20 protein-coding genes are annotated in these 18,893 nt (G+C 72.3%); 5 read left to right on the plus strand and 15 right to left on the minus strand.

Annotated elements, in window-relative coordinates:
• The first annotated feature begins 5 nt into the window (after positions 1 to 5).
• Positions 6 to 1,271: an Ig-like domain-containing protein gene (locus tag ACFY4B_RS09255; protein ID WP_387967022.1), complete on the plus strand. Its 1,266-nt coding sequence runs from the start codon at positions 6 to 8 to the stop codon at positions 1,269 to 1,271.
• Between the two features lie 177 nt (positions 1,272 to 1,448).
• Here the strand turns inward: ACFY4B_RS09255 and ACFY4B_RS09260 are convergent, their stop codons facing one another.
• The 13 genes from ACFY4B_RS09260 to ACFY4B_RS09320 form a co-directional block, all read right to left on the minus strand.
• Positions 1,449 to 2,123, minus strand: coding sequence for a response regulator transcription factor (locus tag ACFY4B_RS09260; protein WP_049649020.1), 675 nt, complete (start codon positions 2,121 to 2,123; stop codon positions 1,449 to 1,451).
• A gap of 147 nt (positions 2,124 to 2,270) precedes the next feature.
• The gene (mslH, locus tag ACFY4B_RS09265; RefSeq protein ID WP_074004738.1) at positions 2,271 to 3,593 is read right to left on the minus strand and encodes a lasso peptide C-terminal Trp epimerase; all 1,323 of its coding nucleotides are present in this window, start codon (positions 3,591 to 3,593) and stop codon (positions 2,271 to 2,273) included.
• A complete protein-coding gene (locus ACFY4B_RS09270) occupies positions 3,590 to 4,312 on the minus strand; it encodes a thioredoxin domain-containing protein (protein ID WP_074004737.1) in 723 nt (240 codons plus the stop codon). The genes mslH and ACFY4B_RS09270 overlap by 4 nt, the downstream gene beginning before the upstream one ends.
• Positions 4,313 to 4,315: 3 nt before the next feature.
• Positions 4,316 to 4,819, minus strand: a complete 504-nt coding sequence (locus tag ACFY4B_RS09275; RefSeq protein WP_074004787.1) for a MauE/DoxX family redox-associated membrane protein — start codon at positions 4,817 to 4,819, stop codon at positions 4,316 to 4,318.
• Positions 4,820 to 4,827: 8 nt separating this feature from the next.
• Entirely contained in the window at positions 4,828 to 5,700 is an 873-nt protein-coding gene (locus ACFY4B_RS09280; RefSeq protein ID WP_074004736.1) for an ABC transporter permease, read from the minus strand.
• A complete protein-coding gene (locus ACFY4B_RS09285; protein WP_117490377.1) occupies positions 5,697 to 6,662 on the minus strand; it encodes an ATP-binding cassette domain-containing protein in 966 nt (321 codons plus the stop codon). Before ACFY4B_RS09285 ends, ACFY4B_RS09280 begins: the two co-directional genes overlap by 4 nt.
• Complete coding sequence (locus ACFY4B_RS09290) at positions 6,659 to 7,090, minus strand: lasso peptide biosynthesis B2 protein (RefSeq protein ID WP_074004734.1); 432 nt, start codon at positions 7,088 to 7,090, stop codon at positions 6,659 to 6,661. The genes ACFY4B_RS09285 and ACFY4B_RS09290 overlap by 4 nt, the downstream gene beginning before the upstream one ends.
• Positions 7,087 to 7,350, minus strand: coding sequence for a lasso peptide biosynthesis PqqD family chaperone (locus ACFY4B_RS09295; RefSeq protein WP_074004733.1), 264 nt, complete (start codon positions 7,348 to 7,350; stop codon positions 7,087 to 7,089). Before ACFY4B_RS09295 ends, ACFY4B_RS09290 begins: the two co-directional genes overlap by 4 nt.
• Positions 7,347 to 9,170 carry a lasso peptide isopeptide bond-forming cyclase gene (locus tag ACFY4B_RS09300; protein ID WP_387967023.1) on the minus strand — a complete coding sequence of 608 codons (1,824 nt, stop codon included), beginning with the start codon at positions 9,168 to 9,170 and terminating at the stop codon, positions 7,347 to 7,349. The genes ACFY4B_RS09295 and ACFY4B_RS09300 overlap by 4 nt, the downstream gene beginning before the upstream one ends.
• A gap of 58 nt (positions 9,171 to 9,228) precedes the next feature.
• Positions 9,229 to 9,357 carry an aborycin family tricyclic lasso peptide gene (locus tag ACFY4B_RS09305; protein WP_103079659.1) on the minus strand — a complete coding sequence of 43 codons (129 nt, stop codon included), beginning with the start codon at positions 9,355 to 9,357 and terminating at the stop codon, positions 9,229 to 9,231.
• Between the two features lie 126 nt (positions 9,358 to 9,483).
• The gene (locus ACFY4B_RS09310) at positions 9,484 to 10,236 is read right to left on the minus strand and encodes an ABC transporter permease (protein WP_387967024.1); all 753 of its coding nucleotides are present in this window, start codon (positions 10,234 to 10,236) and stop codon (positions 9,484 to 9,486) included.
• Entirely contained in the window at positions 10,229 to 11,131 is a 903-nt protein-coding gene (locus tag ACFY4B_RS09315) for an ABC transporter ATP-binding protein (protein ID WP_049649023.1), read from the minus strand. Before ACFY4B_RS09315 ends, ACFY4B_RS09310 begins: the two co-directional genes overlap by 8 nt.
• A 121-nt stretch (positions 11,132 to 11,252) precedes the next feature.
• Complete coding sequence (locus tag ACFY4B_RS09320) at positions 11,253 to 12,386, minus strand: sensor histidine kinase (RefSeq protein ID WP_387967025.1); 1,134 nt, start codon at positions 12,384 to 12,386, stop codon at positions 11,253 to 11,255.
• Positions 12,387 to 12,925: 539 nt separating this feature from the next.
• Here ACFY4B_RS09320 and ACFY4B_RS09325 point away from each other — a divergent pair.
• The 4 genes from ACFY4B_RS09325 (at position 12,926) to ACFY4B_RS09340 (ending at position 18,276) form a co-directional block, all read left to right on the plus strand.
• Positions 12,926 to 13,612: a DNA-binding response regulator gene (locus ACFY4B_RS09325; protein ID WP_387967026.1), complete on the plus strand. Its 687-nt coding sequence runs from the start codon at positions 12,926 to 12,928 to the stop codon at positions 13,610 to 13,612.
• 174 nt (positions 13,613 to 13,786) lie between these two features.
• On the plus strand, positions 13,787 to 14,533 hold the full coding sequence (locus ACFY4B_RS09330) for a thioesterase II family protein (protein ID WP_387967027.1): 747 nt from the start codon (positions 13,787 to 13,789) through the stop codon (positions 14,531 to 14,533).
• Complete coding sequence (locus tag ACFY4B_RS09335) at positions 14,524 to 15,348, plus strand: SDR family oxidoreductase (RefSeq protein ID WP_049649015.1); 825 nt, start codon at positions 14,524 to 14,526, stop codon at positions 15,346 to 15,348. Before ACFY4B_RS09330 ends, ACFY4B_RS09335 begins: the two co-directional genes overlap by 10 nt.
• Before the next feature lie 36 nt (positions 15,349 to 15,384).
• Positions 15,385 to 18,276 (plus strand): amino acid adenylation domain-containing protein, encoded by a 2,892-nt coding sequence (locus ACFY4B_RS09340; RefSeq protein ID WP_387967028.1) that lies wholly within the window; start codon positions 15,385 to 15,387, stop codon positions 18,274 to 18,276.
• 21 nt (positions 18,277 to 18,297) lie between these two features.
• On the opposite strand, the gene ACFY4B_RS09345 is transcribed toward ACFY4B_RS09340, so the two are convergent.
• Positions 18,298 to 18,663 (minus strand): nuclear transport factor 2 family protein, encoded by a 366-nt coding sequence (locus ACFY4B_RS09345; protein ID WP_380742496.1) that lies wholly within the window; start codon positions 18,661 to 18,663, stop codon positions 18,298 to 18,300.
• Positions 18,660 to 18,869: an MbtH family protein gene (locus ACFY4B_RS09350; RefSeq protein ID WP_380780484.1), complete on the minus strand. Its 210-nt coding sequence runs from the start codon at positions 18,867 to 18,869 to the stop codon at positions 18,660 to 18,662. The genes ACFY4B_RS09345 and ACFY4B_RS09350 overlap by 4 nt, the downstream gene beginning before the upstream one ends.
• Between the last annotated feature and the right edge of the window lie 24 nt (positions 18,870 to 18,893).

Below are 18,893 nucleotides of genomic sequence, written 5' to 3' on the forward strand. Positions count from 1 at the left end.
CACCTGTGAGCACTGTTCGGGCGGCCCGTTCCGCCATACGCACCACCGACCGTTTCAACCGCGGCGCGGTGGCACTGACGATGGGCGGGGTCCTGCTGATGACCGCGGCCTGCGGTGACGAGCAGGGCAAGGGCGGTGAAGCGGCCGGCCCGGCGGGCGCCTCCGCCACCGCCGCCCCCGGCGCCACCGGGGACGGGAACGCGAACACGACCACCTCGAAGACGTCCGCCGCCGTGCTGGACGTCGAGCCGAAGGACGGCGCCCGCGGCGTCGCGCCGAACGCCCTGCGGGTGTCCGTCTCCAAGGGCAGGCTCACCACCGTCGACGTGACCGACAAGGACGGCAAGCCCGTCCAGGGCTCGATCACCCCGGACGGCACCGGCTGGAAGCCCGCCGCCGCGCTCACCCCCGGCACGGCGTACACGGTGAACGCCCAGGCGGCGGACGCCGACGGCCTGGTGGCCGCGTCCACCTCCGCCTTCACCACGCTCACGCCCGAGAAGCAGGTGTCCACCAACGACAACATCGGCGACGGCCAGACGTACGGCGTGGGCATGATCGTCAAGGTGGACTTCAGCACGAAGGTCGTGAACAAGGACGCCGTCGCCAAGGCGATCACCTTCGAGACGGACAACGGCACCGAGGTGAAGGGGCACTGGTTCGACGACAACCGGCTGGACTTCCGCCCGGCCGACTACTGGAAGCCGGGCACCAGGGTGACCATCCACTACCGGCTGAAGAACGTCGAGGTCGCCCCGGGCGTGTGGGGCGACGTCGACAAGGACGAGCCGTTCAGCATCGGCCGCTCCCAGGTCTCCACCGCCGACGCCGCCACCCACCAGATGACGGTCGTCCGGGACGGCAAGAGCACCATCGTGCCCGCCACGCTCGGCGACGCGAAGCACCCGTCGTGGGGCGGCACCATGGTGATCATGTCCAAGGAGAAGGTCACCCACATGAACTCCCAGACCGTCGGCCTCGGCAACGAGTACGACATCCCCGCCGTCCCGCACGCGATGCGGCTGACCAGGAGCGGCACCTACCTCCACGGCAACTACTGGTACGAGGGCGACCCCTTCGGCAAGGCGAACACCAGCCACGGCTGCGTCGCGCTCAAAGACACCGAGGGCGGCAGCGACACCTCCAGCGCGGGGGCGTTCTTCAACAGCTCGCTGATCGGCGACGTCGTCACGATCGTGAACACCAAGGAGAAGACCGTCGCCCCCGACAACGGCCTGGGCGGCTGGAACCTCCCCTGGGCGAACTGGTAGCCCCCGGCGGCACCGACCGGCTCCGGAAGCCGACGGACTGCCACCGACCGCGACAGCGACAGCGGAGCCGCCGTGGAAGAGGCCCCGGGCCCCTCCTCACCACGGCGGCTCCACCACGCCCGGGTACGGCCTCGGGCAGGCGTCAGGCGTCAGGCGTCAGGCGTCAGGCGTCAGGCGTCAGGCGGGCATACCCGGCTCGGCGAGACCGCTCTCGTAGGCGATGATGACCAGTTGGGCCCGGTCGCGGACGTTCAGCTTGGCCAGAAGGCTGCTCACATGCGTCTTCACGGTGGGCAGGCTGATCACCAGCCGCTGGGCGATCTCGGCGTTCGACAGCCCGTTCGCGATCAGCACGAGCACCTCCTGCTCCCGCCTGGTGAGCCCGACGAGCCGCGGAGCCGGCCGCGCCGTCGGCCGGGTGCGGGAGACGGTCTCGATCAGGCGGCGTGTGACCGTGGGCGCCAGGACGGCCTCGCCGGTGGCGATGACGCGGATGCCGGCGACCAGGTCCGAGGGCGAGGCGTCCTTCAGCATGAATCCGCTCGCGCCCGCCTGGAGGGCCGGGTAGACGTACTCGTCCATGTCGAACATCGTCAGGGCCAGCACCCGTACGCCGGCCATGGTCTCGTCGGAGCAGATCTCCCGGGTGGCCGCGATGCCGTCCATGACAGGCATCCGCAGGTCCATCAGGACGACGTCGGGCCTGAGCTCCCGGGCGAGCTCCACCGCCCGGGCGCCGTCACCGGCCTCGCCGACAGTCTCCATCCCCGGTGTCGAGTCGACGAGGACACGGAAGCTCCCGCGCAACAGCGCCTGATCGTCCGCGATCAGCACCCGGACCGCCTCGGCCATCCCGCATTCCCCGCAAACTGCTCATCGAGCCTTGGAAGTCCGCGATTCTAGCAGCAGCGCCCGTTCCGTCCCCTCAACTGCCGTTGAGCATACGGCCTGTTGAGGGCGGTCCGGCCGGGGCTGAAGGACCCCGGCCGGCCGCGCCCGTCACGAGCCGTCGAGCACCAGCTCGCCCGTCCCGGCCTCCCCGACCGTCACCCCGGTGCCGTAGGGCTCCGCGAGCCGGACGACGTCGGCGAGGATCTCCCCGGCGACGACGGAGTCCGCCAGCCGGGGGCGGCCCCGGTGGTGGACCGGCCGGCCGAAGCCCAGGTCGACCGGGTGGAGGCGGGCGCCCACCAGGACGCCGTCGTCGAAGGTGAGCACCGGCACGAGCGACTGCCAGTACCGGCGATGCGGGGCGAACATCCGGCGGCCGTGGCCGCCGAGTTCGTCGAAGTACCGGCCCGGGGTGAGCTGCTCACCGGCGGAGACCTTCGCGTAGTCCTCGGCCGGCACCCGGTCGGCGAGTTCGATCTGGCTGACGATGTTCCCCAGGCTGTAGAAGATCGGCTTCCCCCGGTGGAGCTCCACTCCGCGCAGGTGGTGCGGGCCGTGCCCGACCACGATGTCGGCGCCCTCGTCGATCATCCGGTGGGCGAACTCGCGGAGGAACTCGCCGGGTGTCTCCGGCGTCAGTCCGGGCTCGTGGGAGTGCACGCTGACCAGGACGAGGTCCGCGCGGCGCCGGGCCTCGGCCACCCACCGGGAGATCCCGTCGAGGTCCGCCGGATCGCACCGGGTGGTGAAGCCCGGCGCGTCCGCGGTCTCGAAGCGGGTGCCGAACAGGTTGAGCCGGCCGGGCGAGGGCATGGCGGGATCGAAGCCGAGCAGGGTGCGCGCCTCGGCCCGCCGGTCCCGCAGCCCCGTATCGCCGTCGATCCCGCGCAGGACGTCCATCTGCGCCGGCGTCACCCGCAGCGTCGCGCTGTGCCGCAGCGGGCTCAGCCCGGGCCGGCCCGGCAGGTCCGGTGACGGGGCGGCCGCCTCCTGCCCGGGCAGGAACGTGGAGCTGCATGAGATCACGGCCAGGCTGCCGGCGGGACGGTCGACGTAGACCGGCCGGCGGGCGGCGGCGAGGTCGGCGCCGATCCCGGCGAACGGGACGCCCTTCGCGCGCAACAGGTCCACTGTGCCGAGCAGTCCGTCCGTGCCCAGGTCCAGCGCGTGGTTGTTGGCGCAGCCGAGCACCGTGAAGCCGGCCGCCGCGACCTCGTCGACCACGCCCTGGTCCGCGACCAGACAGCCGCCGCCCGCCGCGTTGTGCACCGGGTGCCCGCGTCCGGTGGCGGGGACGACCTCCAGGTTGGTGAAGGCGAAGTCCGCTGCGCGCAGGGTCTCGCGCAGCCCGGCGGCGGCCGGTTCGGAGCTGATCAGCGCTCCCCGGGTCGCCATGCAGTCCCCGGAGAGCGCCACGGTCAGCCGGGTCATCCGCGGGCCTCCGTCACCGCGCGGGTGAGGGTGGCGACCGCGTCAGCCCCGGTGACCTCGACGCGTTTGCCGTTCACCGTGACGGTCGGGGTCAGCGCGACCTTGCGGGACGCGGCGACGTCGGAGACGTACCGCACCCAGGGCGTGTACGTGCCGGCCCGGACGCACTCCTCGAAGGCGGCGCCGGTGATCCCGGCATCCTGCCCGGCCGCGATCAGCTGGGCCTCGCTCAGGCCCGGCCCGCGTTCGGCGGGCTGCCGGTCGAACAGCACCGCGGTGTACTCCTCGAACCTGCCCTGCTCGACGGCGCAGGCCGCGGCGGAGGCCGCCCGGGTCGAGTAGCCCGCGGGGCTGCTGCGGTTGTCGAGGAAGGTGACCGGGTGGTAGACGACGCTCACGTCGCCGCTCGCCTGGAGGGTCTTCAGCTCGCCGGCCAGCGCCTTCTCCGTGTTGCGGCACTCGGGGCAGAGGTAGTCGAGGTAGAGGTCGACGCGCACCTTGCCCCTGGAGGCGAGCAGCCCCGCCTTGTCGTCCGTCGCCTGGGCGGGGACGGTGCCCGGCACCTTGTCCGGCATGGTGTTGCTCGCCCGGACGAGGCCGACGCCCACCAGCGCGGCCCCGACCACCACGACCGCGGCCAGGAGCGACACCAGCAGGGTGCGCCGCCGGCGGTGCCGTTTCCGCACCATCTCCCGCACCATGGCGTCCGTTGCCTGCATGGCCTATCGCTCCTTCGTGTCCAGGACCCAGGGGTCCAGCGCGTAGCGGGTTCGCGGATTCCGGATCAGGAGGACGGCCGCGGCGAGCAGGACCAGGTCGCGCGCGATGTCGATGACATAGCCGCGCACGGCTCCGTCCGTCACGGTGCCTCCGCTGCTGAAGCAGCCGCAGTCGATGGACAGTCCCCGGGCCCAGACCGAGGTGATGGCCGCGATGTACACCACCATCAGCACGGCTGCGCCGGCCGCCACCACCCTGGTCGCCAGCCCCGCGAGCAGCAGCACGGCGAGCGAGACCTCGATGAACGGCAGTACGCCGCCGACGAGTTGGGCGGTGTCATCGGGCAGAATCCGGTACAGGACGACCGTGCGGCCGGCCTCCGTGAGGTCCTGGACCTTCAGCAGGCCCGCGTAGCCGAGGACCGCCGCCAGCAGGAGCCGGGCCGCGGTCCCCGTCCACTCCCATGCCCGTACGGCACGCGCCGGGTGCACTCCGGTTCCGTTCACGGTCCCGCTCACCGCGACCGCGCGAACCGGTGGGTGGCCACGCCGAGCGCGGCGGCGGTGATCGCCACCAGCAGCCCGAGTTCCGCGACCACGGGCGGGTGCCAGTGCCCGAGCATCAGCCGGGTCTGCTCCGAGGTGAGGATGTCGGGCCCGGGCAGGGTCCGGCGGACCGCGTCGACGCCGTAGGTGAGGGGGTTCAGTTTGACCACGGTGTCGAGCCAGCCCGGCAGCCCGTTCGGCGGGAACATCGCGCCGGAGAAGAACATCAGCGGCATCAGGCTCAGGTTCACCACGATCTGGAACGTCTCGACCTGTCGGATCGTGACCGCGGCGAGCAGCCCGATCGAGGTGAACATCAGCGAGACGAGCAGCGTCTCCAGCAGGACGACCAGCAGCATCGGCGTGTACCGGATGCTCGCGATGCCTCCGACCGACAGGAGCATGAGGCCGTAGACCGCGCCCGTGGTGGCCCCGCCGAACGCGAGGCCGAGCACGATGCTGGAGCGCGGGAACGGCGAGACGAGCATCTGCCGGAGCATGCCGAGCTTGCGGTCCCACACGAGCGAGATGCCCACGGCGACCGCCGGCGCCTGGACAGACATGATCAGCGTGCCGGGGAACAGGAAGGCCCGGTAGTCGTTCAGCTGGGCCTTGCCGAGGCTGGAGGACGCCGCGTCGAGGCCGGTGCCCAGGACGACGAGGAACAGCAGCGGCGTCACCAGACCCATGATCAGGCGCACCGGGTTGTGCCGCAGTCGCGTCATCTCCCGCCGCCAGAGCAGCGCGTACGGCCTGAGGGCGAATCCCCGGCGGCCGGCGGTCGGGCCGGCTGGGGCCGCCTTCCCGGCGGGAGCGTCCAGTACGGTGTCCAGACCGCTCATCGCATTCCCTCCCCGATATCGCTGAGTGTGCGGGTCTTCGTCCCGCTCTCCCGGATCTCGGACCCGGTGTGGTGCAGGAAGACGTCGTCCAGGGTCGGCGAGGTGGTGGTCACCGAGAGCACGGTCACCCCGAGTCCGGCGCACAGCCGCGGCACCAGGGTGGGGCCGTGGGGGACCCTCAGGCGCAGTCCGTCGGGCGCGGGCTCCGTCGTCAGGCCGAAGCGCTCGGAGAGCTGTTCCGCCGCGAGCGCGTCGTCCTCGGTGCGCAGCACGACGAGGTCGGACCCGATGATGGACTTCAGTTCCGCGGGCGACCCCTCGGTGACGACCTTGCCCTTGTCGAAGATCGCGATCCGGTCGCAGTGCTCCGCCTCCTCCAGCTGGTGCGTGGTGAAGAAGACGGTGATGCCCTGCTCCTGGCGCCGCCTGCCCAGGTACTCCCAGACGGCCGCGCGGGTCTGCGCGTCGAGGCCGGTGGTCGGCTCGTCGAGGAAGAGGACCCTGGGGGAGCCGAGCAGGCCCCGGGCGATCTCCAGGCGGCGGCGCAGACCGGTGGAGAACTGCCCCACGGGGACGTTGCTGCGTCCGGACAGTTCCATCATGTCGAGCATCTCGGCGATCATTCCGCGTGCCTCGCGACGGCCGAGCCCGCACAGGTCGGCCTGGAAGCGGAGGTTCTCGGCCGCGGTGAGGTCCTGGTCGAGCGTCGACTCCTGGAAGACGATGCCGATCCGGCGGCGCACCTCGGCGGGCCGGCTCACCACGTCGACACCGGCCACCTCCGCCCGGCCCGCCGTGGGCTTGAGGAGCGTGGTCAGCATGCTGATCGTGGTCGTCTTGCCGGCGCCGTTGGGCCCCAGGAAGCCGAACGTCGCGCCGTCGGGGACGGTCAGGTCGAGGCCGTTGACGGCCGCGTTCGTACCGTAGTAGGCGTAGAGGCCCTCGGCCCGGATCGCCGTCATCGGAGGTTTCTCCTCTCGGGGCGGCGCACGGCCAGCACGGTCTGGAACACGCCCATCTCACCCGGTTCGTCCACCGGCCGTCCGTCGATCTCGACCCAGGCGTGGGCGGCGAAAGGCTGGGTGCGGAACCCCGTGCACCAGTCCGCCCATCTGCCCCGGGCCCTGCACAACAGGACGGTGGCGACGGACCGTTGGAGGCAGCCGAGGCCGGCGCAGCGCGTGCTGACCGAGACGACCGACCGTCTGGCCCGCGCTGTCTCGGCGTACCCGGCGGGCCGGGTGCCCCGGCTGATCACGCGCAGCACCCGCTGGAGCCGGGCCGGAGGCAGCCTGACCAGCAGCCGGGCCGCGCCGGCCGCGCACCTGGGCGCGATCTGGCGGTGCAGCGGAAGTCGCGGGGCCTGTTCCGCGACGGCGGGGGTGGTCACCGCGAGACCTCCACGAGGTTGGCCGCGCTCAGTCCGTCGACGAGGTCCATCACGTCCTGGTGGGCCTGGTCCCGGCTCACGGGGGCGGCCTCGGACATGAGTACGGCGAGCGTGTCGGGGGAGTCCCCGTCGAGCAGCTTGCGCAGGATGGCGGAGCCGGTCGCGTTCAACTGCCAGTAGCGACCCCGGCGTCCGTCGAGCAGTACCGCCCCGGTCTCGATCGGGGTGAGGGTGACGTCGCGGGCAAGGCTCAGCTTCATCTGCGTTCTCCCGTGTCCTGGAGGTGGGGCCGAAGGTGCGTCCTGAGCCAGCTCTCGCAGGCCACGGTGGTCTCGATCGGCTGGATGTGATGGGCCATCGGCCCGGGGTTGAGCACCGCGGACCGGAACTTCGCCGGGTCGATGAGGCCGAGCCGGGCGAGCTGCGAGTCCTCGCAGAGTTCCAGGAGCCGGGCCCGGTTGCGGGCAATGCCCCGGAACGCCTCGGCGCTGAACTCGCCCTTGTCGCGGCGGTCGAGGATGTCCGCGGGTACGAGACCCCGGACTGCGTCGATCAGCAGCGGCTTGAACCGCCCGGTCGCCAGTCGCTCGTCGATCCGGGTGGACATCGCCGCCTCCAGGACGCGGTCGTCGAGGAAGGGGGCGTCCCAGACGATGCCGCTTGCGGCGACGACGGTGTTGACCTGACGGACCGTCTTGCCCTCGAAGGCGATCGAGGCGAGCGCCTGGTGCCGGGCCCGGTCCGCGTCGAGCGGCTCGGGGGTCTCCCGAGCGGCGTCGGTGAGCAGCTTCCGGACGGCCGCCGCGGCGTCCGGCGTGGCCCAGGCCGGCAGGCGGGGCGCGAACACCCAGCCGAAGTCGGGCTCGTCGAGCGGCGGGGGCGGGTCGCTGATCCGGGCGGCGACCCGGGCGAGGCTCTGGGCGAACGTCGACCGGTCCGTGAGCGCCCGCACGGTCCCGCCCAGGGACCAGCGGTTGGCGAGCCGGTAGCGATTGAGCAGCTTCAGGCCGTTGACCGGCTGGGCACGGGCCAGCGACCAGGCGCAGGCGGGCATCCTTCCGAACAGCTCGTCCCCTCCGAAGCCCGTCAGGTGCAGGGTCGCGCCCTCGCCGGTGGCCCGTGTCGCCAGGTCCCGGATGTGTGCGAGCCCGGAGGCCCAGGTCGACGGCCCTTCCGGGGCCAGGTCCGCGTAGTCGGCGGTGTAGCCGACGTCGAGCAGGTTCTCGGCGCGGTCCGAGGAGAGCATGTGGTGCTGGGCCGACGGGAGCATGGCGGCGGCCTTGCGCGCCCAGGCGGTGTCCTCGTTGGCGCCGTCGATCGGCATGACGTGGTACGTGACCAGGTCGGCGCCGGCCGCGTCGGCGAGGAAGCAGAGCGAGGTCGAGTCCAGGCCGCCGGACAGGTCGGCGCTGATCGTCCGGTCCGGACGGATCCGGGTGGCGACCGCCTCGGACAGCGCGGTGCGCACGGCTCGCGCGCCCTCCGCGAGCGGGAGGCGGGCCTCCGGCAGGTTCCACCAGCGGATCTGCCGCGACCGACCGGCCGCGTCCAGTTCGAGCCAGTGCCCGGTGGCGAGCGCGTCGACACCCCGGCGGACCGGGCGCAGGGACAGCGGCCACGGCGCTCCGCCGGGTGCCAGGAGGCGGGCGGCCAGCAGCGTCTCGTCGAGGCCCGCGCCGGTGAGGCGCAGCAGCGGCCCCACGGCGCCGGCCGCCACGGTCACCCCGTCCACCACGGCGGTGAAGACCTGGCGCACACCGGAGACCGAGCCCTGCACTCGGACCTTGCCGTCCATCGAGGCCATCAGGTGGACGAGGCCCGGCAGGCGGGACGCGACGGCGTCGATGTCGTGGAGGGAGCGCATCCGCCCGAGTGCGGCCGTGGTGGCCTGCTCGTCGAGCCGGGTGCGTCCCAGGAGCGCCAGGCGCCGTGGACCGGCCTGGAGCACCGTCATCTCGTCCTGCTGCCAGTCGCCCACGATCCAGGGCCGCCCCGACGCGTGGTCGATCCGGTGTGTCGCCCGCAGCCGCGCGGCCGCCTCGGCGCCGGCCGCGCTGTCCGGAAGAACTACGAATTCCATGTCGTCTCGCTCCCTGGGGTGGTGCCGGTGCGCCTGAGCGCACCGGCACCCCTTGTGATCAGAAGAAGCAGACGACGGCGTAGCCGCAGCCGACGAAGTCCTGGCAGCTGCCGATGCCGAGGCACTTGGTGAGCTCGTCGAAGTCGCCGACCTCGTGCAGTGCCGGGGGCTCGTAAATGGCGGACATGGTTCCTCCCAGATGGGGATCGTCCGGGCCGACCAGTTCGGCCCGTGACATGTCTGGGAATCTACGCAGCGTCATGTCCCACGGTCATGGGTCAGGTGCCTCACGACCGTCCCGCCGCCCGTCCCGTCAACCGTCCCAACGCCGGTGGCGCAGCCAGCCGGCCGCCAGTGCCACGACGGTCCACGCGAGGAGAACGGCGAACCCGGTGGGCGCGTCGTCCGAGCCGACCGTGAGCATCCGCATGCCGGCCCGGTCGGGGAGGTACCGGACCATCTCCTTGGTCGCGCCGATGGTGGACAGGATCTGGGAGCCGGCGAGCACCATCGGGAGCAGGACGGCCAGCGGGACGACGGCGCCGCGGGCCGTCGAGGCCACGCCCGCCGCGAACAGGCTCATCATCGTCAGATAGACCACGGCGCCGGCGAGGGCGCGGGGGACACCACTCGTGTCGATGCCGGCGCCGTGGGGACCGAGGGCGAACTGCGTGAGCAGGTAGCCGAGGACGGTGACGGGGATCGCGACGGCCACCGCGGCGGCGGCGGTGACGGCCGCCTTCGCCAGGTAGAGCTGACCGCGCCTGGGTACGGCGAGCAGCGAGACCCGCATCATGCCGGACGAGTACTCGCTCGAGACGAGGAGCACGGCGAACACGATCAGCGCCAGCTGGCCGTAGAGGACGCCGTCCATGCCGGTCTGCTCGGGGGTGAAGTCGGAGCGGAGCAGGGGGTTGTCCGACTCGATCGCCTTCCTCGCGGACCAGCCGCCCAGGGCGGAGAGGAGGAGGCTGGCGGGGGCGAACAGCAGCAGCGCGACGAACGTGCCGCGGACGCCGCGCAGTTTGGTGAACTCGGCCCGCATGGCCGCGGCCGTCTCAGACACGGGTGCTGCTCCCTTCGGGGCCGGTGAGCTTGAGGAAGGTGTCCTCGAGCGATCCCGTGTGGGTGCTCAGCTCTTCGAGCGGGAGGTCGCCTGCCGCGGCCAGCCGGTTGATCTCGGCCGCCGTCATGCCGTCGACCTCCAGGCTGCCGTCGTGCGCGAGGCTCAGCGAGGCGCCGTTCCGTTCCAGTTCCCGGTGCAGGCGCAGGGGTTCGGAGGTCCGCACCCGCACGTAGGTCCGTGCGTGGCGCCGGATGAACTCCTCCGTGCCGGTCTGGGTAAGCAGTCGTCCGCGGCCGATGACGACCAGGTCGTCCGCGACCACGGACATCTCGGCCATCAAGTGGCTGGAGACGAGGACGGTCCGGCCCTCGGCGGCCATCGAGCGCAGCAGGTCGCGCAGCCATCGGATGCCCTCGGCGTCCAGGCCGTTGACCGGCTCGTCGAGCACCAGGACGGGCGGGTCGCCGAGCAGGGCCGCGGCCAGGCCGAGCCGCTGTCCCATGCCGAGGGAGAACGTGCCGACCCGCCGCCGGGCCGCTCCGGTCAGGCCGACCGCCTCCAGGACCTCCGCGACCCGTCGCCGGTCGATCCGGTTGCTCTGCGCGATCCAGCGCAGATGGTCGGCGGCGGTCAGGCTGCGGTGCGCGACCGCCGTCTCCAGCAGGGCGCCGACCTGTCGGGCGGGGTACGTCAGTTCGTGATAGGGGCGGCCGCCGATGAGGGCGGTTCCGGCATCCGGGCGGGTGAGGCCGAGGATCATGCGCATCGTCGTGGACTTCCCGGCCCCGTTGGGGCCCAGGAATCCGGTGACGGCGCCCGGCCGCACCGTGAAGGTGAGGCCTGCCACGACGGTGGTCTCCCCGTACCGCTTGGTCAGGTTCTGGACTTCGATCACGGGACGAGTCTCGTCGGGCGGGCCGGCCGGCCGCATCGGTCCGGGGTCGGGATTCCGCGGCGGCCCGCACGGGCCGAACCCATACCTGCGGATGAGTCCGGCACCCGGGAACGGGTCGGGCTCAGTACGGCAGTGTCACCACGATCCGAAAGCCGCCGCCCGGCCGCGGCCCGGCGCCGAAGGTGCCGCTGTGCGCGGCGACCCGCTCCTTCATCCCGACCAGGCCCATCCCCCCGCCAGGCACGGTGGGCCGGTGCCCGGGCCCGGGGCCCTCGTCGGTGATGTCGATCGTCAACGTGCCCTGGACGGCCGCGATCCGGACCCGGCAGCGGGTGGGCGCGGCATGCTTGACGACGTTGGTCAGGGCCTCCTGGACGATCCGGAACACGGACAGCGCGACACCGTTCGGGGGCTCCTCCTCGTACTCGCTCCGCAGGTCGACGCGGACTCCGGCGGCCTCGGCCGTGCGCACCAGGGCCGGCAGGTCCGTCAGCCCCTGGACCGGCCGCAGGTCGCCGGCGCCGCCGTCCTGCTCGCGGCGCAGCACCTTGAGGGTGGCCCGCATGTCACGCAGCGCCCGGCGGCTGATGTCCTCGATCACCGCCAGGGCTTCCCGCGCCTCCTCGGGGCGGGTGGTGGCCACGTGGTTGGCGACGCTCGCCTTGATCGCGATCACGCCCACGCTGTGGGTGACGACGTCGTGGATGTCACGGGCGATGCGCAGGCGTTCCTCGGCCTTCGCCTGCTCGGCCGCGTGCTCGATGGCGCGCCGCAGGCTCTCCCGCCGTTCCCTGACCGCGGCCCCCGTCGCCCAGGTGGCGCCGAGGACGAGCACTCCGAGCACGACCTGTACGGCCCTGCTCCCGCCCTGGTACCCCTGCCCTCCCGACACCGTCATCAGGACCGCGCCGGCCGTGCACAGCCCGGCGACGAGGGCCACGGAAAGCCCCGGTCGCCCCCTCCTGGTGGTGGCCACCAGGTACAGGGCGTAGGCGGCGGCGAGGAAGGGGGTCGGCCCGACCCCGGCGACCAGCGCCACCCAGGCGGCGGTGAACGCGACCGCGAACACCGGGACCGGCCACAGCCTCCGTACGACCAGCGGCAGCGCGGTGCCCAGGGACAGCAGCCACACGGCGGTGGCGCCCACCTCGCCGCCGTCGGCCGGACGCAGCACCGACACCTGCGGGAGGATCACGAACCCGAGCGCGGCCAGCACGTCCAGTGTGATCAGGCGCCGACGAGGAGCATTACCCATGTGCCGAACGTAGGGGGCCGGTTCGAGGCGCGTCCAGTACGGGCGTGGATCAAGGTCGGCGTGTACCGCAATTCGCCCTGCGGGTGTACTGTCGCCCGCCGGCGACCAGGCCCATTGGTCCACACCATATGCCTGTCGACAATGCCCCCCCTGTCTCTGGATAAACATCCGTTCCTCGGGAAACAGTCGTCACCTCCCCGTTTCGGCCACCGTCCGCCGCGCCCGCACGGTGCCCGGCGCGGAGGGAGGGCAACCGGTGACGGGGCCGCGCCGGGCCCGTGGCCCCAGGGACTCCGGGCTCACCCGCGAGCCCAGGGGACCGCCGGCGTCCCCGCGCCACACCCGTCCGGCGAAGACATACCGGATGACCGGATAGTCACTCATCAAGCGGAACGATCCCTTGCAGTTAAGAGCGGAACTTGCGTTTCGATCATTCGTCTACCCATACTCGCTGGAGCACCGGACCGGCCTTTCTCCTGCAAAGAATGACGCACCGAAGAAAAACGAGCCGTACGACGTGCCAAACGGGGGACGTACAAATGGAGATCAACCTGTTCATCATCAGCGACAATCCGGTTTCACTCGCCGGACTGGAGACAATCATCGAACAGGATGGCAGATTCACACTCGTCGGCCGGGCCGTGGGCGTCCTCGACGGCATGCGATGTCTCGAGAACACCGAATTACAGCCGCACGTGGTCATCCTGGGTGAGCCGTCCTCGAAGAGGTCCATCTACGAGAACGCCCAGCAGATCGTCTCGACATACCGTCGCCACCAGACCAGGCCCAAAATGATGGTGGTGTCGCAGAACGACGACGACGACGCCGTCTTCACCGCCCTGCGGGTCGGGGTCAGCGGGTACCTCTCGCACATGAGGTCCTCCGAGGAACTCCTCCATTCCATCGAGATCGTGGCCAAGGGGGGCGCCGTCTTCAGCCGGACCATCGCCTCCCGGCTCAGCCTGCATTTCTCCACCGTGCGGATCCTGCCGGAGACGACCGGGTTGTCCGAACTGACCAGCAGGGAACTCGAGATCCTGGAACTGGTCGCCGGCGGACTGAGCAACCACCAGATCGCCCGTCGGATCTTCCTGGCGGAAAAGACCGTACGCAATTACGTCTCACGGATCTTCGCGAAACTGGAGGTGCACGACCGGGCCTCCGCCGCCGTGCTGGCCCGCGACGCCGGTCTCGGGAAGGAGACACGGGAAGTCCGCACCGCGTAGCACGAGTTCACCTCAGGCGTGGCATGACATAGCTCTGCCGAACGCGCCTGACCCGCAGGAAGAAGCTCCGGTTGGAGCGGGTGGCCGACGACGGCCCCGCCGAGCCGGGGCTTCGGCGTGCCATGCCCGAAATCAGCATTCCGGCCCCATCGGAACACAAGGAGTGAACGAGTCGTGTCCCCCACCGAGTTGCCCCTCGTCTGCCTTCCCTTCGCGGGCAGCGGAGCCGGGTTCTACCGCGCCTGGAACGTCGCACCGCCCGGCCTCAAGGTCGTACCCCTCCAACTTCCCGGCCGCGAGGAGCTGTTCCTGGAGGAGCCGTTCACCGACGCGTCGGAGGCCGCCGCCGCCCTCGCCCCACGAATACTGGAACTCGTGGGCGGCGAGGCACCGTTCGCGCTCTTCGGGCATAGCCTGGGTGCCGTCCTCGCGTACGAGCTGGCCCGCGAGCTGGGCGGACGCTCCGGACTCCGCCACCTCTTCGTGAGCGGATCCCCCGGCCCCGGCAGCGGGCGCGAGCGGCGGGCGACCGGGCTGGACGACGAGGAGTTCCTGGCCCGCGTCGGCGAGTTCGCCGGCTACCGGCACGCGGCCTTCGACGACCCCGACCTGCGGGAGCTGCTCCTGCCCCTGCTGCGCGCCGACGTGGCGATGCACGAGGACTACGTCCCCGCCTCCGACACCCCGCTGCCGCTCCCGGTCACCTCGCTGCGCGGCGCCGACGACGGGCTCGTCTCCCGGACGCAGGCCGAGGAGTGGCGGAGCACCACCGGGGCGTCCTTCGACTACCGGGAACTGCCCGGCAGTCACATGTACCTGGTCGACTCCCCGGAGGTGCTGCTGACCACGGTCGCGCAGGTACTCTCCGACGGCGGCGCCGCCCCGGCCGACGCCGACCGCGGAGGGTCGCCGTGCAGCTGAAGGGCAAGACGGCCGTGATCACGGGGGCGGCGCGCGGGCTCGGCCGCGCCTGTGCCGTCCGGTTCGCGGCGGAGGGCGCCGACCTGCTGCTGCTCGACATCGCCGACGACCTCCCCGGCGTGGGGTACCCCATGGGGTCGGCCGCCCAGCTCGCGCACACGGCCGACCTGTGCGCGCGGCACGGCGTCACGGTGCTCCCGGCCCACTGCGACGTGCGCGACCTCCGAAGGGTCACCTCGGTCGTGGCGGAGTGCCTCGACCGGTTCGGACGGCTGGACGTCCTGGTCAACGGCGCGGGGATCGCCGCGCCCTCCGGCCGCAGGGTCCACGAGATCACCGAGGACGAGTGGTCGCTCATGCTGGACGTCGACCTGTCGGGCGCCTGGCGGATGACCAAGGCCGTGGTCCCGGCGATGATCGAGCAGCGCTCGGGAAGCATCATCAACATCGCCTCGACGGCCGGTCTCGTGGGCTACCGGCACTTCGCCGGCTACGTCGCCGCCAAGCACGGCATGATCGGCCTGACCAAGGCGGCGGCACTGGACTACGCGCCGCACCGCGTCCGGGTGAACGCGCTCTGCCCCGGCTCCGTCCGGGACGACCCCCTGGTCGAGGGCCGGATGCTCTCCGAGATAGCGCGCTCGCTCGACGTCCGCGTCGACGAACACGAGGAGGTGTTCGTCCAGGCCCAGCCGATGAACGCCCTCATCGAGCCCCCGGACGTCGCCGGTGCGGCCCTCTGGCTGGCGGGCGACGACTCGCGCCAGGTGACCGGCAGTGTGCTCACGGTCGACGGCGGCTTCAGCGCCCGGTGACCGTGCCCGCCCGCCCCCTTCGGAGAGGGAGATCTGATGACCGTACGCACTCCTGCCTGCCACAGCCTGGTGGTACGCGCCCGGTACCCGGTCGACCGGGAACAGAGCCGGACGTTGTTCGAACAAGAGAGCAGGGAACGGCCGGAGCCGGCGGGGTCGAGGCTGTGGACCCTGCCGCTCGCGGTGGACTCCTCGACCGGCCCCGGGCACGCCCGCGTCCGCCAGGAGGCCGAGCGGCCCCTGCACCCCTGCGGACCCCCGTTGCGCGCCGTGCTCGTGGAGTACGCCGACGGGGTCGTCGACGCGGTCCTGGTGGCGCGGCGTTCGGTGCCCTACGGCGTGCTCGTGCGGCTGGCGGCGCTCCTCTTGGACGGTGAGCCCCTCGACGACCACCCGCTGCCCTCCCTCGACACACCGGACGCGCAGGACGCGCAAGACGGGTCGGACGGTGACACCACGCCGCTCACGGTGCCCTGGGGCCTGGGGGACCGCCAGGCGCCGGACCCCACCGCCGCCGGGACGGTCCCGCTGACGGACCGTCCGGAGTGGCCCGGGGAGGAGGCCCTGGTGGCCGCGGCGGCGCTGGCGCTGGCGCGCTACCAGGGCGGGCCGGAGGCGCGCATCGCGGTGTTCGACCGCGCGTTCCGGGCGGGCGGTCCCGCGGTGCGCTCCGTCCGGGTCGACGCGGACGGCACGGTCGCGGACCTCCTCGCGGCCGGCACCGGCACTCCGCTGCCCGGCGCTGCGGTCGCGAGCGTGGGCGTGGTCCTCGGTGACGCCGCCTCCGGCACGTCCTACACCCCGTTCCCGGGGTCGGGGCTCTCCCTGGTCCTCCATCTGGAGCGGCAGCCCGACGGCACCTGCGCCGCCCGCCTCCACCACGATCCGCGCACGGTGGCCCCGCCGACCGCGGAGTGGTTCGGACGGAGCGTCCTGCACCTGGCCCAGCGGCTGCGCACCCTGCCCGGGACGACTCCGACGGCGCGGCTGGGCCTGCTGGACCACGCCGCGGCCGAGGCCGTGACGCGGCTGGGCGGCTTCCGTCCCGCGGCCGACCCCGGCGAGCCCGCGCCCGCCGGGCCCGGGCCGGAGCGGCGGACGCCGTCGGAGACCATCGACGGGCGGATCGCGGAGCTGGCCCGGCAGCGGCCGGACGCCGTCGCGGTGACCGACGACGAGAGCAGTCTGACGTACGGCCAGCTGGACGACCGGGCGGAGCGGGTGGCCGCCGGGCTGCGCGCCCTCGGGGTGGGCGGCGCACGGGTGGGGGTGTGCCTGGAGCGGGACACCACGCTCGTCGCCACCCTGCTGGGCGTGCTGAAGGCGGGCTGCGCCTACGTCCCGATGGACGCCCGGTACCCCGAGGAGCGGCTGCGCTACACCGCGACCGACGCTCAGGTGCCGGTCGTCATCGGGGACCCGGCGCGCTTCCCCCGGATCGAGGGGGTGACCGTGGTCTCGCCCCAGGAACTGATGGACGCCCAGGAACCCCTGGGGACCGGGAAGACCGGCAACACCGACACGGCCGCCTACGTCATCTACACCTCGGGATCCACCGGCCGCCCCAAGGGGGTCGTGGTCCCCCACCGCAACGTGCTGGCCCTGGTCGGTGCCACGTCCGCGGACCTCGGGCTCGGACCGGACGACGTGTGGACGTTCTTCCACTCCAGCGCCTTCGACTTCTCCGTGTGGGAGATCTGGGGCTGCCTGCTCACCGGGGGCCGGCTGGTCGTCGTACCGCACTGGGCGGCCCGTGACCCGGACGAGTTCCACGAGCTGCTGGCCCGGCGGCGGGTGACCGTCCTCAGCCAGACCCCGTCCGCGTTCTCCCAGCTCATCGAGGCCGACACCCGGTCGGCCCCGGGCGCCGCACCGCTCGCCCTGCGGCTGGTCGTCTTCGGCGGCGAACCGCTGAACACGGCGATGCTGGGGCGGTGGTTCGCCCGTCACTCCCCCGCCCGGTGCCGGCTGGTCAACATGTACGGCATCACGGAGACGACCGTCCACGTCACCGCGCAGGAGGTGACCCCGCGCGAGGTCCTGGAGCGGTCCCGGTCCGTGGGCCGGGCGCTGCCCGGCTGGTGGGTGTCGGTCCGGGACGAGCACGGCCACGTCCTGCCGCCGGGGCCCGCCGGTGAGATCTACGTGGGTGGTGCCGGGGTGGCCGACGGCTATCTCGGCCGTCCCGAGCTGACGGCGGACCGTTTCGTCGACGACCCGGTGACCGGGGAGCGGGTGTACCGCAGCGGCGACCGGGGCCGGCTGAGGCCGGACGGCCGGCTCGACCACCTCGGCCGGCTGGACAACCAGGTGAAGGTGCGGGGCCACCGGATCGAGCTGGACGAGATCACCTCCGTCCTGGCCTCGGACCCCGGGGTCGCCGACGCGGCGGTCGTCTTCCGGGAGGGCGAGGCGGGGGACCCGGCCGGCGCCCGCATCGACGCCTACGTGGTGCTCCGGGACGGCGGTTCGGTGGACCAGGTCTGGCGGACGGCCCGGCGCGTGCTGCCGGACCACATGCTGCCGGCCGGCCTCACCGGGGTGTCCGGCATCCCGCTGACCCTCAACGGCAAGCCGGACCTCTCCCGGCTCCCGGCCCCGTCCACCGGCCCCACCCCGGCCCCGGCTCCGACCGCGGCACCGGCACCGGCACCGGTCACGGACCGGGACGGCGCCACGGCGGATCCGGAGGCGAAGGGCGACCTCGGGACCGAGATCCTCGCCGTGTGGTCCGGTCTGCTGGGCGTCGACGTGGAACCCGACGGCAACTTCTTCGAACTCGGCGGCAACTCCCTCCTGGTGGTCCGCATGCTGTCGGACCTGCGGCAACGGGGGCTGCCCAAGGTGACGCCGCGCGAGTTCTACGGGAACTCGACGGCGCGGTCCTTCGTGGAGCTGGTCCTCGGCCGTGTCGGGGAGACCCCATAACGGTCCCCACACCAGCGGTGTTCACACCAAGGGGGCGAAGAAGTACGTGACGCGGTGGGCGAAGAGGCCGGTGCCGTCCGTCCGGAAGAAGTCGGCGAACCGCAGGCTCACCGCGTCACCCCCCTTGAGCGTTCCGGTGAAGCTGCCGCGCACCGCGGCCTCCCGCCCGGACAGCAGCAGCTGGTCGACCGTGTGCCGGCCGTCGGCGATGACCCGCTCCCCCTGGTAGAAGGCGGTCAGTTCGCCCCGGCCGACCAGGGGTTGGTAGCCCGGCCGTTCGTAGGTCGCGTCGGCGGTGAAGAGTTCCACCAGTTCGTCGAAGCGGTTGGCGTCGACCAGTGAGTAGTAGCGGCGGACCGCGTCCTGGATCGGGGAGGCTCCGGTCATGACTGCATGCTCCCCGCCAGGCCGCGCGGCCGCATGTCGGTCCACCGCCGGTCGATGTACTCCAGGCAGGTGTCGCGGGTGTCCTCGGCGTGGGCGACCGCCCAGCCGTCGGGCACCGCGAGGGAGGCCGGCCACAGGGAGTGCTGCCCCTCGTCGTTGACGAGCACGAGGTAGCCGGCGTCCGGGTCCTCGAACGGGTTCGTCATGGGATGTCCTCATCTCTGCGTCTA

The organism is Kitasatospora sp. NPDC001261, assembly GCF_042896795.1.
Taxonomy (GTDB): domain Bacteria; phylum Actinomycetota; class Actinomycetes; order Streptomycetales; family Streptomycetaceae; genus Kitasatospora.

What these genes read in the sequence shown, in the direction of transcription:
- ACFY4B_RS09270 (WP_074004737.1), bottom strand. Translation starts at nt 4,312, where the DNA reads ATGCAGGCAACGGACGCCATGGTGCGGGAGATGGTGCGGAAACGGCAC.
- ACFY4B_RS09350 (WP_380780484.1), bottom strand. Translation starts at nt 18,869, where the DNA reads ATGACGAACCCGTTCGAGGACCCGGACGCCGGCTACCTCGTGCTCGTC.
- ACFY4B_RS09320 (WP_387967025.1), bottom strand. Translation starts at nt 12,386, where the DNA reads ATGGGTAATGCTCCTCGTCGGCGCCTGATCACACTGGACGTGCTGGCC.
- ACFY4B_RS09280 (WP_074004736.1), bottom strand. Translation starts at nt 5,700, where the DNA reads ATGAGCGGTCTGGACACCGTACTGGACGCTCCCGCCGGGAAGGCGGCC.
- ACFY4B_RS09345 (WP_380742496.1), bottom strand. Translation starts at nt 18,663, where the DNA reads ATGACCGGAGCCTCCCCGATCCAGGACGCGGTCCGCCGCTACTACTCA.
- ACFY4B_RS09260 (WP_049649020.1), bottom strand. Translation starts at nt 2,123, where the DNA reads ATGGCCGAGGCGGTCCGGGTGCTGATCGCGGACGATCAGGCGCTGTTG.
- ACFY4B_RS09285 (WP_117490377.1), bottom strand. Translation starts at nt 6,662, where the DNA reads ATGACGGCGATCCGGGCCGAGGGCCTCTACGCCTACTACGGTACGAAC.
- ACFY4B_RS09340 (WP_387967028.1), top strand. Translation starts at nt 15,385, where the DNA reads ATGACCGTACGCACTCCTGCCTGCCACAGCCTGGTGGTACGCGCCCGG.
- mslH (WP_074004738.1), bottom strand. Translation starts at nt 3,593, where the DNA reads ATGACCCGGCTGACCGTGGCGCTCTCCGGGGACTGCATGGCGACCCGG.
- ACFY4B_RS09300 (WP_387967023.1), bottom strand. Translation starts at nt 9,170, where the DNA reads ATGGAATTCGTAGTTCTTCCGGACAGCGCGGCCGGCGCCGAGGCGGCC.
- ACFY4B_RS09325 (WP_387967026.1), top strand. Translation starts at nt 12,926, where the DNA reads ATGGAGATCAACCTGTTCATCATCAGCGACAATCCGGTTTCACTCGCC.
- ACFY4B_RS09295 (WP_074004733.1), bottom strand. Translation starts at nt 7,350, where the DNA reads ATGAAGCTGAGCCTTGCCCGCGACGTCACCCTCACCCCGATCGAGACC.
- ACFY4B_RS09305 (WP_103079659.1), bottom strand. Translation starts at nt 9,357, where the DNA reads ATGTCCGCCATTTACGAGCCCCCGGCACTGCACGAGGTCGGCGACTTC.